Below are 15602 nucleotides of genomic sequence, written 5' to 3' on the forward strand. Positions count from 1 at the left end.
AAATGACGACATCAACTCAACATATCATTGCTCGCCTCAACTGGGATACTACTTTTAACCAAAGGGAAAATAGTGTAATGCTGCAAAACCGATTGAGTAATTGGAGCAACAACATTATGTCGCGCGAACTGGCAAGCTTGTTTGATGAAATCTGTCCGCCAGACCAATATTGGCAACTCGATTCGCTGCAACTTAACCTGGGGCAGATCAGCCTTGACGAATTGGAGGCCACCCTTTCGGTCAGGTTGCTAAGCCAGCTGAAAGAGCAGTTGCGCGATAGGCTCTTGCAGCAGCAGGCCACCAAGCTGCATATCACTTTTACCGATGAAACCACGGCCGATTTAGAGCTGATTACCACCTTCTTGCAGCAAGGTGTGATGTCATGGAACAAGCGGTTGGCCAAAGCCGACATCAACCAATTGTTGGCACTACAGTTTACACACAATCATACGGCACTTATCGAACGGTTAAAAACCTTGGGCAAGGCCAGTTTACAGGTACGCAAAAGAATGGCTTGGCAATTTAACGAAGAACATATGGTTGGCCTGATCAAAGGCTTGGAACCCAATTATCACCAAGAGATTTTTGATTTCGGCACCGAACTGGAAGAATTGCAGCACAGCGAAACCCTGGTAAAAGCCGAAAGCAACGAATTTCATCGGAACATATGGCTTTGGGTGCTTAATTTCTTGTTGGTAGACAGAGGAACTACTTTTAACAAAGTGGCCTTTATGGTAAGCAGCGTTAATCAAATGGCCGATCATTACAACATGGATCGCCAGCGTTTGTTTGGGCTTTTAGGTGCAGCCGCCAACAAAATTACTGCTCAAATGGCTATCCGTTCAGATTTTATGCTGGTTTTAAAGGAAGCATCCAGCCACTATCGGCATTCGTCAGAAACCGTACAGAAAACATCGCCACATACGGCTTTGGAAAAGCTGAAATTTTACCTCGACAACATCTCCGTTTGCCATACCGAAAAGCATCGCAAACAGTTTAACGATTTGCTGATTGGTTTAGCCGCGCAAAATGGTGGAAACGCCAAATCAATCCTGACACAGGCATTGAAACGCAAATTGAAAACCGCCACGTTGGTGGCTGCTTTAGACGATGTGGCGATGGCGGGTGTTTATTCGCTCTTTATCCATAATACATCCGATTTGTTAGAGACCATCGACTTTTTGGCTCATTTCATGCCGCAAATCCATAGCAAAGCCAATGTGCAGTTTTTGAGGCAAATGGGTTTGGAATTTTTATTGTCGACAAGGCAGCAAGCCTATAGTACGCCTCATTTCCTGAGTTATTGCTTTACGGCCATGAGCAAGGCATTCCAGGTAGAAGAAGCCAATCTTTTAGGAAGGCTATTAACGGCAAAATTAACCAGTCAGATCAAAACCAGTACGAATTTGCCGTTCTACAATAAAGTGGAAGAGCTTTACCGGCAACGGATTTTAGCTGCCGAAACAGGCTTAGCCAATGCCGATTTCGAAGCGCAGTTGCGTTATGCGATGGGGCGGATCAAACACGAAAGCCACTCGGATAATTTTATTGAAATCCTGCAAAAGCACATCAGGCTCAATCCTGGGCAAGCTTTGGCAACTTTGGCGCAAACGAAAGACAAAGTGGCTTTAAAGGGTATTTTACCTAAGCTTTTAACGGCTTCGGCCAGGATAGCCTTGATTCAAGTCGCCGATCAAAAGCAGGTTGCAGTTTATGCGGCCTTGTGGCAAGGCATGGCTCTGCTCAAGAACAATGGGCAGTATGGCGCCTTAAGCTTGGCCTTGGAAGAAAAATTGGCTTATGCATTCCTCTATCATTACTTGCTTTATCCAACTTCTAGCCACGAGCAAATACTTGCATTCATGCTGCAGTTTGGCTGTTCGCAGCTTTCCGTTTCGCATCAAAAAGAATTTGCTTCGTTTCTGAAGGCATTATTCGGTACGAAGGCGCTCGATCGGCAGGTATCGGCGGCGGCGGTGCAACGGTTGATTGAACCCTACGCCAAATTCCATCAACAAAGCCCGATGCTGGCTATCAGATCGCTGTTGCAACAAAAAAGCCCACAGCCCGCTTTGTTGGCCAAAATCATACTTGATCATGATACAGATCCACAAGTTGCAGAGCTTGGCAAATCAATACAGCCTTTAACCCATGCCATACTGAATATCGTATTGAAAGACGGTGCTATGCTCTTAACACACTTTATGGCAGAAAGCAGGGCCTGGCTCGGCAAAACCCTTAAACGCAGCCTGTCGGTTAAAGAGAGCCAGTTGCTGGTTTTGCTCTTTTGGAAATGTGCCTTGGCCTATGAAAAGCACCAGGGTAACCGGTCGGTATTTCAAAAAATGCTGTTAAAGGCATTCGGCTATCATTTTTCGGAAAAGGCCAATATCCGTCCAACCAACCAAGAATGGATGAGCAAGGCAAGCAGTTCTACGGCCAGTATCAGCGTTAAGCCTAACCTTTCTATTCCTGCAAACGATTTTTTTAAGTTGCTCGAAACTTGTCTGGCCAAGCAACAGGTCACAACTGATTACAAAAAAGAATCACTTGCTTTAAAGTTGCTGTTCGGTTGTGCCATGGCCTGCGATAGCGGAAGATTACTGGCTTTGCTCAGCAGATTTGGGCCTGAACAATTGGCGGCATTGCTATTAAAAGCTTCGGTTTCTTGGCGCGAATTTAATGTGTTTCTTCAGTACCACGCTACTGGAAATTTGGCTACCATACAGGAGGCCATACGCCTGCTGTACGATTGGGGACAAGCAAACGTGCCAGAAGCCATCAGTACAAATTGGATGCTCAAAACCTGGATTTTGAGCCTAAAAGCTGCTCAAGCGGGCAACATATCCTCAACAACAATGAGCGAACTGTTTAACGAATTGCTGGTCATATTGGGGCAACATGGCTATACCGACCTTGCTGCGCTTTATATCGGTTTTGAAAAACAGGGATTCCTGCAAAATAAAATGCTCAGAGAAATCCTGCAGCAACATCCCAGCTTTAAGTTGCTGTTGGCAGACAGACCAACGGAAAGCGAAAAAAAACTGCCTGGCGATGAACCAACGGCCGAATGGGCAGCAAGCTTAATGGAAGAGCTGTTGGCGCAGCAGCAAATTCCGATTTGGTACATGGCTACAACGCCATTAAAAGCAGGCGATTTGTTAGACAAGCTTATTGTGGCTCACCCGCTCAAGTTTTTACATTGCCTAAAAACCACCGAACTTAACGAAGCACAACTGCTATGGCTGGGCCAAACGCTCAACTTTTCAAAGCTGGCGGGCGCCATTGGCCGGTTAAATCCCAACCAGCAATCTTTGCTTCATGTATTGGGGCAACTGCACGGCACGTTGGGCAAAATAACTTTCCAAGGCATCAAAGCTTCGCTGGTACAGCAACTTTTGCTGGGAAAAGTACTGAAAGCCTGGAAAAACAACCATTGGAAGACAATTGCTACACTTCAAATTTGGAACGAGTTGTTATGGGAGCTTAAAAAACATGGCTATTCCGAAAAGTCGTTCTTGGCTGGGCTCGAACAGGCCAGTATCAACCTGCCTTTGGCTTTGCAACTGTCTTTAAGGCCGGTTATCGATCGTTTAAAAAACAATAATCAAACGGTAGCGAGGGTTCTGGTTGCCGGACTGGTTCACAACAAGTCGGCCATTAAAATAGAAGATGCCGTTCAGATCGGATTGGAAATCAATAATGCGGGCCTGGTTTTGTTAAGCAGTTATGTGCCCATGCTTTTCAAATACGTCAACATCCATATTCCTGCCAAAGGGGATACTGAACTTGCCCCAGCTGAAATAGCCCATATTAAAGGCCGTGCCGTTCACTACCTGCAATACTTGGTTACAGGAAGCAAATCTACCGACGAAAGCTACCTGAGCCTGAACAAAATACTCTGTGCTTTGCCAATTGCGGAACCCATTCTCAAGGAAATAACCATACAACCCAAGGAAGAAGAACTGATGCAGGGCTTAATTAGCTCGGTTATTGGTCATTGGGAAGCCATTGGAAGCAGTTCTGTAGACGGGTTCAGGGGCAATTGGCTGATGCGAAAAGGACTGCTTTACGAAAAAGAAAACAAATGGGAACTGGTGGTAGAAAAACAGCCCTATGATATCTTGATCCAGCAGCTTGAACTGTCATTCTCCATCATCAAATTCCCATGGATGGAAAAGCCACTCCATGTAAACTGGCCCTACTAAAAAGATATAAGCGATGAAAAGAATATTGCCATTGATCAGAGCAGATAGCGGCTAACCGATTGGTCTACCCCAAATGCTAAAAAACAGAACGTTAAAAATTAAAATAACAGATATGAATTCTTACAATGAAAATCTTTATGCAACGGTGGTAAGCTCCTTGCGAGAGCTTGACCAGAAGCAAAAAAGTGCCAAATCGAGCTTAAATGCGGCAATGTTTACGCTTTACTATAAAGAAGCAGGTCGGATAACCGCCGAAAGCAAGCTCAAAGAAGCTGGCGATGTTTATTTGTTTCAGCAGAAAGTAAAGCAACAGGCCGTAAACGACAGAAATGTTTCTTTCAATGTGCTGAGTGCAGCCAACCAGCAGAAAAAGTTTACGGCGCAGGCCATTACCAATGCCGCAACCAGCGCAGCCAATATCCAGGTATTGTCTAATGCAGTGGTCAAGCTTTCCAAAAATGTAGGTGGCATTTTAACGATGCTGACCTCTTCAGATTACGGAAGCGAAATCTACAAACAGAGCCGAATTGCCTACGATTTGATGATCGATACGGCTTACGATGCCAAAAAGCTTTCGCAATTGGGCAGGGAAGTCTCTACCTTAACCGCGGCAGTAAGTGCCGACGAGGTAGCCGACCAAGCCAAATTGACCGACGATTCGATTGCGGCGATGTTGGCCGTAACTACTTCCGATTTTGAGGCAACCGCCAAGTCGCTGGCCGATTGCAACGAAGCCTTAGCTGCCGCCAATGTGGTAGAAAAACAAGCCGAAGGCGATTTGGAATTTATCAACGTCGATTATTTTGCCACCAAAAGGGCCTATAACCTTAATAACAAGGTGCTGAACCTCAATTTGGTATCGATTGCCTTAAACAGCAACGATTTTGACGACGACAAAAAAGACAACTGCTCTTATGTGGTTAGGTTTAATCCGTATCAGCCTCCGTTTGATCAGACGGCAACGATGTTGGGCAACAAGCCCAAAAGCAGTTCGGTGGTTGAAGATTACTTTATCATGCTGGTTAAGGAAAGCAGCCAGGCCACTTTTTCTATTACGGCTGCCGAAACCCTGCTGCTTACTGCCGATCCAACCAAAAAATGCTATCATAGGGTAGAGAACAAATCGGACGATAAGCCGATGGAACAGGTTTTTTATACCGCATCTTTAAGGGATATAGATGGCAATTCGATAGAAGTGGGCACTAAATACGTGGCTTTTGTGCTCGTTATGCTTACTGACGAGTATAAAAAGACAATCAATAGCTATAGCGATATTCTTTCTGCACCTTCGGTTGCTTTTATGCTGAGCAATAAGCTCATGGCACCGAAAGAAGTAACCTGTGTAGACAATGTCTTAACCTTCGAACTCTTGGAACGGGCATCCTATAATGTTGAGTACCGTTGCATGTTTTTGCCTAACTGTTTAAAAGGCAATAAAAATATGCTTACCGAGAGCGGTTTGCGCAATATCGAAAAAGAGGTAGAGCTGCAGGAAAAAATGAGCGCAGTGTATGCCCCGGCCATTGCCGACCTGCAAAAGCAAATCGTATCGCTAAATAACGGCATTGATGGCCTTCGAGAAGAAAAAGAAACGAACGATGCGCAGCTAGCCGTGGCCAAAAAAGATAAAAACAAGGAAAATCTCGAGAGTTTATCGGCCAAGAATGCCGACTTGCAGGTACAAATCGATGCCATGCTCAAGCAGATTGAAGAAGCAGAAAAGGAATTGAGAAACAACAAGGTCAATCAAAACAGGCTGCAACGTTCTATGGAAGAAAAAATACAGGAGCAACCTGGCTTCTTTTTTAACCTCATGATAGCAGAACAGATAACCAGCGCCAATTACAGTCAGGTCATACCTACTAAAACAGTGGATGCGAAAGACAAAAAAGAGAAGGGCGATGGCGCAACGGCATTGGTTAAGGGCAAAATGGAGATCCATGAAAATACCACAGACAATTTTGGCAATCCCTTGGTAAATGGCTACTCGTATATTCCGGTGGTATTGGCGTATGCCAATATGGAGGATCAAAACGGCCAATTTACGAATGCCCTTTCTGCTTTTGAAACTACTAATCCTTTCACTTATACTCCTAAAACCAAAACCAAATGATCATCAATTCCATAGCATTAAATGCCACCGAGAAGTATGGCATTAACGAAAGAAGCAAAGCCGAGCTAGACGCATTGAGCAATCAGGTAAACGATGCCGAGCACGATGTAGAGCAACTACAGGCCGTAGTCAACTCGCTTAACGATAAATCAATCCAGTTTCAGGGTTTTTTAAACAGTGCGAGCGCCAGTAAAGCGCAGACCTTGAGCAATAAGACCCTGCTCAACCAGATTTTGCAGAATGCCTTGAGTTTAAAGGAAAATTCGAAGATTGCCTTAGACGAAATTGCCGATGCCGACCAAAAAACCATAGCACTTTCTGCAGAGATCAAATCGGTTATCGACAAGCTGATTTATTCGGCAACGGTTATCGATAAATTGCGAGGGATGGTACTCAGGGCAAAAAGTCTTATTCCTTATATCAACGACGATGTGCTGCAACTGTTGGCCGATGCTGGTACAGATGCCAACAATGCCGTAGGTTTGGCATTGGTAGCCCTCAAATCTACTTTGGCGGCAGAAACCGCCAATGCAGAGGCCGAAGCCGCCTCGTCTCTAGAATATCTCCAGGCCGTTAGTTTGTACGAAGTATTAACCGTAGACCAAAAAGAAAAAGAGACCGAGGCATCCGAAGATTGCTTGAAAGATTTGATCAATACCGCTTACGAAACGGCAGTAGTGGCTTTCGACAACGCTTCAAAGGCCAGTACCGAAACCAATCACCAGCTTAACAAAGCCAAAGCCGATTTGGCCAAGGCACAAATCAGGCTCAAGTCGCTGCAGTTGAGTTTGGCCGCAGGTACGGCTGCAATTCTTTCGGCATAAATGGATATGGCCGCTCTATTTTACAAGAGCGGCCATTTAAAACAAGGCATCATGCTTGATTTTTATAAAGATTTTTTTAGAAAATTCTATAAGGTTACCGGCGGCTTTATTCCGGTTAGGCCATTGGAAGAAAGCATTTATCCCGGCGATTTTTTTCAGATCGTGAATGGGGAGATGGTGTTGTTGGGCAATATCTTCAGGAATAGGCTCATTCACGAAGACGATGTAGAGTTTTCGATTGGCGCCAAGCTTAGTCCGGTAGCTTGGAACTTTTCTGATGGGGTAAGCAAGCCCTATGCCGCGCGTAGCAAAGGTAACGCCGCATTGGACGGAGAATTTGAATACAGCAGGCAAATCCTGACATTTGATGGCCAAGGAAGCTATATCTTTAAGTGCATCGCACCCGAATCGGTCCGAATAGCCAATTGGACCCAGCTGGAAAAACAGCTCATCATCAAACTTACCCATACCTATTATTCGTTTAGGGAGGTTTATGTAGTTACTGAAAGTGCGAGTGCATCCTCATGGAGCCTGGCCATTTCCGATGCCGAAAAGGGCGAACTTGAAATAGCCACCAGCAAGGAAAACGAAAACCTGGTCGATCTCTTTGGCGATCCCTCCTCAAAAACTATACTAGCTAGGGATATTGCCTGTAATCATCACGACCAAAGCGGCAGCCCGTGCTTTTTCAAGGCCAAAAAACTGGTAGTGCGCGATTCCGTGCAAGAGGTTTTTATCTGCGATCTGATTAGGGAAAAGAGCCATAAGCAGCAATGGGCCTTGCAATTTTACAATTATGAAAGGTATGTCCAAGCGGCGTCGACACGGGTACATGTGCCAGCTCATGCCCATGCCAGTCTGTTAGACATGATGCCACAAAACCAGCTCAACGCCAACAACGCCCTAGACTATTTCGCTTGGGCAGATGCCAATACCGACGATATTGAAAGGTTATTTATAAACTATGGAACATCTTGAAAATGCAACTACGGTTTTAATAGAACTTCATTGGCTTGACCAGGTCATTGAACAGGTAATCTGCAGCTATTTGATGCAGGAAGGCCATGAAAACAATTGGTATGATATTCCCGTTCCCGATTGGTCCGAATCAGATACGCCTTACGCCAACATGGTTAATGAACTAGAGCTGGATATTTACCAGCGCCTTACCATTGCCCTGGCTATGGCGCCCCATATCAAGCCAGAAATATTGGATGTGTTTTTTGGCAAAAATGCCCGTACTGATCGTGGATATACCGAATTTGGAGGTGTAATTGCCCTAAATCACAGTGGGTTTTTACCTACGGGCCAAACCATTTGTTTCTTGCTAACCGCTCTTGATCCTGCAAATCGGCAAATCGTAAGCAGGCTTTTTCAAAAGGAAAACAGCTTAATGAAAGAGCAGATCGTGACTCTAGGCACTACCGACGACCATATCCCCAAGCTCAACGGTATTTTAAGTCTTAACGAAAGCTGGCTCAATTATTTTTATACAGGCCAAAAAAGCGGGCCAGAGCACAGCAGTGTTTTCCCCGCCAAAAAAATTACGACACCCATGGATTGGGACGATGTGGTATTAGACGACTTGGTACGTGAACAACTGGCCGAAATTACCACTTGGCTATCTCATGGCGAGTTGTTGATGAGCGATTGGGGCTTCGACAAAAAGATTAAACCAGGTTATCGGGCTTTGTTTTATGGCCCACCGGGTACGGGCAAAACCTTAACGGCAACCTTGTTGGGCAAGGCCACGCAACGCGATGTTTACCGGGTAGACCTTTCAATGATTGTTTCCAAATACATCGGCGAAACCGAGAAAAACCTGTCGCGCATTTTTGATGTAGCCCGCGAAAAGAAATGGATTCTGTTTTTTGACGAAGCCGATGCACTTTTTGGCAAGCGTACTACGGCCACTTCGTCTAACGACCGGCATGCCAATCAGCAAACCGCCTACTTGCTGCAGCAAATTGAAGATTTTCCGGGTGTGGTTATCTTGGCTTCCAATTTAAAAGGCAATATGGACGAAGCATTTTCGCGTAGGTTTCAATCTACCATTTATTTCGGCATGCCATCGCCGCACGAGCGCCAACAGCTTTGGAGCAATGCTTTCTCGGGCAAGTTTACCTTGTCGCCCGAAATAGACCTGCAGCACCTGGCCGAAGAATATGAAATTGCCGGAGGCGCCATCATCAATATTTTACGCTACTGTGCCTTGTCGGCCATTAGACGCAACAGTTTCGAGGTAAGCCAACACGAACTGCTTACCGGCTTGAAGCGCGAATTTAAAAAAGAGAACAAAACTTTGAATCTTTTGGCAACTACATCTAACTAAACCATAAGCCATTATGTATAGCTATTCAAATAAAAAAAACGGATCCGAGCATCATTACAGGCCAGTTGGAGTAAACAACAATGGCAAATACCTGCAAGACAATAGGCAGCCCATGCAGGCCAAAGCTGTTAAAAGCACCAATAGCAAGGGTGTGGTACAGCGCATGCTGCGGACGGTATTGGGCGGCAACATCCGTCGCACTGGAACTGCTCTTTTTAGAGGATTTCATCACCATGCCCAAGGTGGCGGGGCCCACGCACCCATGAATACAAATGAGCCGGTGCCTATTCCTCCAAATGAGGTACAGCAAATTGTTAACCCTAATGCTCATGCCGTAGTGCCTTTTCAGCCCCCACAAAATGATATAGTACCTTATGAGCCACCAGTGGTGCATAAGCCTAAAAAAATAATCAATTTTATTTTCAAGCCCGGCAGTTTTACCAGCGAAATGTTTGCCGGCTTAAGAGGCTACATCACCCATTACTTTTTTGGGCCGTATATTGTCGTCATAACGCCAACAGATCAGGCTAGAATTTACTTTGATATTCAATTGCATCGCATGTTGAACCAAGGTATTGTGCCTAGGTGGTGCCATCAATTGATCTTTCAGAACGCAAGCCAAGCCAAAGCTGGAAACAAATTGCCAATGGAAGCCGCGATTTATATGATCAATGCATTAGAAGCCTTAGGAAGAGCAGCCATGGCCAATGAAAAACGAACCAAATTATTGTCATTGTATTTAAAGTTTCAACTAGGTTCTGTTCCTTACTTTTTAGCCGGAGGAAGCTCTTATGCACCTGCAGTGATGCACTTTCTAGGAATGATGTTGCAGTCTATGCCAATTCTCTTATTGGGAAGGCGCTGGGTATTGAGACCTGCAAAAGGGCCTGCATTGAGAGGTAGGAACTTAGAGGAAGCTACTCAAAAGGATAATGATGCGGAAGGAAAAGGAACAAAAAAATAGTTAAACAATAATTATTATGGCTGAATATAGTTCAATAGCAAAGGAAAATACCACCGTGCAGCGCGCCGGATCAACTGCTCGAAATGGCTCTGGGTTCAGGTTGGAGGATAAGCGTCCGCTGCAAAGGAAATCTAATCAAACCGGTTTACCCGATCAGCTCAAAACAGGTATCGAAAATCTTTCGGGCCACAGCATGGACGATGTAAAAGTACATTATAATTCTGCCCAGCCTGCCCAGCTCAATGCCCATGCCTATGCACAGGGTTCGAACATACACTTGGCACCAGGTCAGGAAAAGCATTTGCCCCATGAGGCTTGGCATGTAGTGCAGCAAAAGCAGGGCCGAGTAAAGCCTACCAAGCAACTCAAATCAAAAATCAATATCAACGATGATGACGTTTTAGAGCAAGAAGCCGACAGAATGGGTGCCAAGGCACTCTCAGGTTAAAACAATAGTTAATACTTATAATACTTAAAATTGAAAAAGATGTTTAGTTATTCTTATCAGAAAGAAAGCCAAGAACGCCGTATGGTAACGGCTGCTTCGGTAAATAAAGCTGCATTTCAGCTTAAAGATAACCGTTCTTCAGGCAGGCAACGGTTAAAAACCAATGCACCTGTAAATTCAGATGGTTCCAGTATACAGTTTAGCCTATTAGGAAAAGCTGGTACCATGCTGGGTACCGGGATAGCGGCCGGTGCAGGAGCGTTGGGCTCATGGCTTGGCGGTTCGGCATTGCTGGCAGGTGGGGCGTCGGCTGTGGGTTCGGCATTAAGCGGTGCCGGCCTATCTACTTTGGCAGGTGGTGCAACTGCGGTTGGAGGCATGGTTGCCGGAGCGCCGTTATTGGCAGGAGCGTTAACAGGTGCAGCCGGATACTTGGCTTATAAAAAGATGTTTGGAGGACCTTTTATAGGTGGCCATCATAATATTGATGTTTTGCAACAGGGAAAAGGCCAACGGACCAGCATGGGGGTAGGCCTAGTTAATAAGGGGCACCTTTTTAGCCATTCGGTTGCCTCCGTAAATGGCATTGCAATGGATCAGCAGCTAAACGGGGGCTTAAACACCCAGCAATTGTTAACTACCGTAGCCCGCCCCTTAAATATAGATGATGCTGGAGCTACGCTTGGTCATTATGAAGATTTTGATCCTGTACGTGGCCGTATGGCTTCGGTTAACGTACCAATGCACAATAGTGCAATGGCACTTACACGCGTAAACCAACTCACCAGGGAAGAACGGCAATATCGGCTTTTAAGCAATAGCTGCTCTAGCAACGTAGGCGAGGTAATGACTGCTGGTGGACTTCAGCCACCTGCTTGGGTAAAAACGCCTACACAGATGTCGTTGTGGATGAAAAGCTTGAGTAAAATACAAAAACACCTTGTTAAATAGCGCTATTTAATTGCTATGCCAGCTACAAACCAAACTTTGACTAAAATGCCTATACCGGCTACAGCAGCTGTCGCTAGCCTGCCAAGTCAAGACAAATCTGCGTTTGAGCTCAAAAACAATAGGATCGAAAGCAATGTAGAAAATAGGCAAGGTTATTTGGCTGACCATCGTCCAGTGCAAAGAAAGGCCAATAAAAACGGTTTGCCAGACCGGCTTAAACTAGGTGTCGAAAATCTTTCGGGCCATAGTCTGGATGATGTTAAGGTGCACTATAATTCTTCCAAGCCTGCCCAACTCAACGCCCATGCCTATGCGCAGGGCTCAAACATCCACTTGGCCCCGGGACAGGAAAAGCACTTGCCCCACGAAGCTTGGCACGTGGTGCAGCAAAAGCAGGGCCGGGTAAAACCAACCTTGCAGTTGCATAATGGTGTAAACATTAACGACAGCCAGGCATTGGAAAGCGAAGCAGACACGATGGGCAACAAAGCCTCGTTCAGTAGATATTCCATTTTGAGCTCTTTAGGTATCGCACAATTCAAAACTGCCATGCCTAGGCCAAGTGGCTTGATTTTGCCATTTGAAAGGAACAGCTACCATGGTACTGGTTCTGCTGCTGGGCTTGATAGCTCGCTTACCATTCAGTTGCACTATAACCGGTTGGTTACCGATCCATTTTTTACCGATGCAAGGCGTACTTCGCAATATTTTGCAGGTTGGGTGCTTGAAGTGATCGACTTATTTTCTAAAGGCCTGCTTTATGATGGATTTTCGTTGTTGTTATCGATGACTGGAAATAGCGGAATGCTTTCTAAGATTGAAGAAATAGTGCGGTTTATGCAGCACCATCCAGAAGTGCTTAACTTATTGGGGGCATCGTTAAGTCCTTTTATTGTCTCAACTTTTGGTGTTCCGGTGTGGGTAGCCAATATTTTTTTAACGGTGCTGTCTAGAGGCTCTCTGGCCGATGCCATAGGCGATTTGGCCTTTTCGATGCTGATGTCAGGTCCTTTCTCCAATTTATTGGTAGCAGGTGTGGTAGAAGGCATGAAGCGTAGGCTGGGAAGAAGCCTCATTAACCGGGGATTGATTTTTGCCTATAACATTGGCGGAGCGATTGGTAGCTTGGTAAGTGGTATTTCCCGTCTTTTTCACGGTTATTCTTTGAATCCGGGTACGATGTTGGCACCGGGAACTAAAATGGAAACGCCAGGATCGGAATTCGGATCTGTTTACAATTTGATTTCGCATTGGATGCCTTTAGAAAGACTTCACATTATACCTAACTTACGGGGAGGTGTCATTAATACCGAAAATGCAGCTTACGGTGCGGCCGCCACCAATAGTTTGATGATCCCACACGAGGCGAGAGGTTATGAAGCAACAGCCGTTCAATCCCCTAGTGGCATGTTAGAGAGCATGGGTATGAAAATGGGGCTTTTCTTGGGTAGGGGCATGCGCCCTAGGGAAGGGTATTTTGAACATCAGGTAAATACCAAAATTGGGTTGGCCTAATCATCTGTTTAGAATTGGAAATGGGATAGTTGTGCAAATTTCTGCTTGCATCATGCCAAATCGAAGCAGAGTGTGTATATTAGGCATGCCATGAAAACAAAATCCATTCTTTACAGCTTTATTTGCCTTTCTGTTTTGGCAAGCTGTACTTCTAAACCTGCCCAAAACAGCCATCATAGCCCAAAAGAAAAGAGTTTAACCAAGATGGTTTGGATCAAAGGCGGCGAATTTGCCATGGGTACAGGCGATCCCAGTTTTGCAGATGCGCAACCCATCCATCGGGTAAAGGTAAACGGCTTTTGGATGGACGAACATGAAGTAACCAATGCCGAATTTGAGCGTTTTGTAAAGGCTACAGGCTACCAGACCGTTGCCGAGCGTACGCTAGATCCCAAAGATTTTCCTGGCGTAGACCCCAAGGCATTAGTGCCCGGCTCAGCCGTATTTACACCCCCCGATCATGCCGTGCCGCTGGATCAACCTTTGGCTTGGTGGACTTATATGGCAGGAGCCAATTGGCAGCATCCTTTTGGACCAGCAAGCCAAAACCAAGCCAATGAACCTGTGGTACATGTGAGCTATACCGATGCCGAAGCCTACGCCAAATGGGCAGGTAAGCGATTGCCTACCGAAGCCGAGTGGGAGTATGCGGCAAGGGCAGGCCAAACCGGACAAAAATACTATTGGGGTAATGAGCTAAAACCCGGAGGCAAATGGGTAGCCAATATTTTTCAGGGCGAATTTCCTCAAAATAACAGTTTAGAAGATGGATTTAAAGGCATAGCGCCTGTAAAATCCTTTCCGCCAAATGCTTTTGGTTTGTACGATATGGATGGCAATGTATGGGAGTGGTGCAGCGATTTTTACAGGCCCGATTATTATGCCCAAAGCCCATCCGTTAATCCTAAAGGGCCAGCCGATAGCTACGATCCCGACGAACCCGGAACGGTGAAAAGGGTACAACGAGGCGGTTCTTTTCTCTGCAGCGACCAATATTGCATTCGTTACCGCGCCGGTAGCCGTGGTAAGGGCGAAATTAACAGTGGTTCAAATAATTTGGGTTTTAGGTGCGTGAGCGATAAAGCGCCATAACTCCAGGATAAATGCCACATGTTTTATGCATTTGCCATCTGAGAAATCTTGCCGAAGATTGTTTAATATGGCTTTTTGAATGAAGCTGTTAACTGAAAACCGCAAACTGCAGATAACATGGCCAGGTATCAACAATATAGCGAGGTTGTTGATAAGAAAATTTGCGTAGCACTATAAATTATGCAACTTTAGCACTTCAAATCAAGAAAAAGATGGAAGATTTAAATGCATTGAGCCAAGTTGCCGAATTTCATAAAACCTTTAAGCATCCCATTTTGGAGCAGGCTGCCATTCCTGCCAAGGAAAGATGCCAGTTGAGGATTGACCTTATTGCGGAAGAACTGAAAGAGCTGCAAGATGCAGTAAATGAAGGTAATATGGTGGAAGTTGCCGATGCGCTTTGCGATTTGCAGTATGTATTGGCTGGTGCGGTATTAGAATTTGGCTTAGGCAGCCAGTTTAAAGCGCTTTTTGATGAGGTACACCGTTCTAACATGAGCAAGGCCTGCAACACGGTTGAAGAGGCCAACCAAACTATAGCCCACTACAAGAACAACAGTAATGTGGATGCCTATTATAAGGAAATCGATTCCAAATTCCTGGTTTATCGCGATGGCGACCATAAAACCCTAAAATCTATCAATTATTCGCCGGCCGATTTAAAAGGCTTGCTAAAATAAGCTACCTATTATGATAAAAATAAGTAATTACAATGAATTTGAAGCCTATTTGGGGCAAGAGCTGGGTGTTTCTGGCTGGCATACCATCGATCAGGAGCAGATCAACAAATTTGCCGATGCTACGTTAGACCACCAGTGGATCCATATCGACACCGAAAAGGCCGCTACAGAAAGCCCTTTCAAAGCCACTATCGCCCACGGCTACCTTACGCTCTCGCTGGTTCCTTTTTTATGGAAACAAATTGCCGAAATCCGTAACCTCAAAATGGAAATCAATTATGGCATCGAAAGCCTCAAATTTGGCCAGGCCGTAGTGGTTGATAGCCAAGTGCGTTTAAGGGCCAAGTTAAAAACGATAGCCAACCTGAGGGGAATTACCAAGGTAAGCATCGAAATTAATTTAGAAATTAAAGACCAGGCCAAACCCGCATTTACCGGCGAGGTATTGTTCCTTTACCATTTCACGGCTTAAGCC

General features: G+C 45.3%; 12 protein-coding genes. All 12 read left to right on the forward strand.

Annotation, left to right across the window (positions count from 1 at the left end; all coding sequences use genetic code 11):
• Positions 1-2: 2 nt before the first annotated feature.
• The 12 genes from AC6H1S_RS07800 (at position 3) to AC6H1S_RS07855 (ending at position 15599) form a co-directional block, all read left to right on the forward strand.
• Positions 3-4208 (forward strand): contractile injection system tape measure protein, encoded by a 4206-nt coding sequence (locus AC6H1S_RS07800; protein WP_497565771.1) that lies wholly within the window; start codon positions 3-5, stop codon positions 4206-4208.
• Positions 4209-4320: 112 nt separating this feature from the next.
• Positions 4321-6321, forward strand: coding sequence for a hypothetical protein (locus AC6H1S_RS07805; RefSeq protein ID WP_497565772.1), 2001 nt, complete (start codon positions 4321-4323; stop codon positions 6319-6321).
• Complete coding sequence (locus tag AC6H1S_RS07810) at positions 6318-7145, forward strand: coiled-coil domain-containing protein (RefSeq protein WP_199139828.1); 828 nt, start codon at positions 6318-6320, stop codon at positions 7143-7145. The genes AC6H1S_RS07805 and AC6H1S_RS07810 overlap by 4 nt, the downstream gene beginning before the upstream one ends.
• A gap of 51 nt (positions 7146-7196) precedes the next feature.
• A complete protein-coding gene (locus AC6H1S_RS07815) occupies positions 7197-8123 on the forward strand; it encodes a hypothetical protein (protein ID WP_497565773.1) in 927 nt (308 codons plus the stop codon).
• Complete coding sequence (locus AC6H1S_RS07820; protein ID WP_497565774.1) at positions 8110-9477, forward strand: ATP-binding protein; 1368 nt, start codon at positions 8110-8112, stop codon at positions 9475-9477. The genes AC6H1S_RS07815 and AC6H1S_RS07820 overlap by 14 nt, the downstream gene beginning before the upstream one ends.
• A 13-nt stretch (positions 9478-9490) precedes the next feature.
• Positions 9491-10441 (forward strand): hypothetical protein, encoded by a 951-nt coding sequence (locus AC6H1S_RS07825; RefSeq protein ID WP_497565775.1) that lies wholly within the window; start codon positions 9491-9493, stop codon positions 10439-10441.
• A 16-nt stretch (positions 10442-10457) separates the two neighbouring features.
• Positions 10458-10889, forward strand: coding sequence for an eCIS core domain-containing protein (locus tag AC6H1S_RS07830; protein ID WP_497565776.1), 432 nt, complete (start codon positions 10458-10460; stop codon positions 10887-10889).
• Between the two features lie 39 nt (positions 10890-10928).
• Positions 10929-11840, forward strand: a complete 912-nt coding sequence (locus AC6H1S_RS07835) for a hypothetical protein (protein ID WP_497565777.1) — start codon at positions 10929-10931, stop codon at positions 11838-11840.
• Positions 11841-11885: 45 nt separating this feature from the next.
• Positions 11886-13355, forward strand: a complete 1470-nt coding sequence (locus tag AC6H1S_RS07840) for an eCIS core domain-containing protein (protein WP_497565778.1) — start codon at positions 11886-11888, stop codon at positions 13353-13355.
• Positions 13356-13445: 90 nt separating this feature from the next.
• Positions 13446-14447 (forward strand): formylglycine-generating enzyme family protein, encoded by a 1002-nt coding sequence (locus tag AC6H1S_RS07845; RefSeq protein ID WP_497565779.1) that lies wholly within the window; start codon positions 13446-13448, stop codon positions 14445-14447.
• A 212-nt stretch (positions 14448-14659) separates the two neighbouring features.
• Positions 14660-15127: a pyrophosphohydrolase domain-containing protein gene (locus AC6H1S_RS07850; RefSeq protein WP_199139817.1), complete on the forward strand. Its 468-nt coding sequence runs from the start codon at positions 14660-14662 to the stop codon at positions 15125-15127.
• A gap of 10 nt (positions 15128-15137) precedes the next feature.
• The gene (locus AC6H1S_RS07855) at positions 15138-15599 is read left to right on the forward strand and encodes a MaoC family dehydratase (protein ID WP_199139816.1); all 462 of its coding nucleotides are present in this window, start codon (positions 15138-15140) and stop codon (positions 15597-15599) included.
• Positions 15600-15602: the final 3 nt, after the last annotated feature.

The organism is Pedobacter sp. TM02 (genome assembly GCF_059705275.1).

Coding starts and splice junctions, on each gene's coding strand:
- AC6H1S_RS07800 (WP_497565771.1), top strand. CDS start 3: ATGACGACATCAACTCAACATATCATTGCTCGCCTCAACTGGGATACT.
- AC6H1S_RS07805 (WP_497565772.1), top strand. CDS start 4,321: ATGAATTCTTACAATGAAAATCTTTATGCAACGGTGGTAAGCTCCTTG.
- AC6H1S_RS07810 (WP_199139828.1), top strand. CDS start 6,318: ATGATCATCAATTCCATAGCATTAAATGCCACCGAGAAGTATGGCATT.
- AC6H1S_RS07815 (WP_497565773.1), top strand. CDS start 7,197: ATGCTTGATTTTTATAAAGATTTTTTTAGAAAATTCTATAAGGTTACC.
- AC6H1S_RS07820 (WP_497565774.1), top strand. CDS start 8,110: ATGGAACATCTTGAAAATGCAACTACGGTTTTAATAGAACTTCATTGG.
- AC6H1S_RS07825 (WP_497565775.1), top strand. CDS start 9,491: ATGTATAGCTATTCAAATAAAAAAAACGGATCCGAGCATCATTACAGG.
- AC6H1S_RS07830 (WP_497565776.1), top strand. CDS start 10,458: ATGGCTGAATATAGTTCAATAGCAAAGGAAAATACCACCGTGCAGCGC.
- AC6H1S_RS07835 (WP_497565777.1), top strand. CDS start 10,929: ATGTTTAGTTATTCTTATCAGAAAGAAAGCCAAGAACGCCGTATGGTA.
- AC6H1S_RS07840 (WP_497565778.1), top strand. CDS start 11,886: ATGCCTATACCGGCTACAGCAGCTGTCGCTAGCCTGCCAAGTCAAGAC.
- AC6H1S_RS07845 (WP_497565779.1), top strand. CDS start 13,446: ATGAAAACAAAATCCATTCTTTACAGCTTTATTTGCCTTTCTGTTTTG.
- AC6H1S_RS07850 (WP_199139817.1), top strand. CDS start 14,660: ATGGAAGATTTAAATGCATTGAGCCAAGTTGCCGAATTTCATAAAACC.
- AC6H1S_RS07855 (WP_199139816.1), top strand. CDS start 15,138: ATGATAAAAATAAGTAATTACAATGAATTTGAAGCCTATTTGGGGCAA.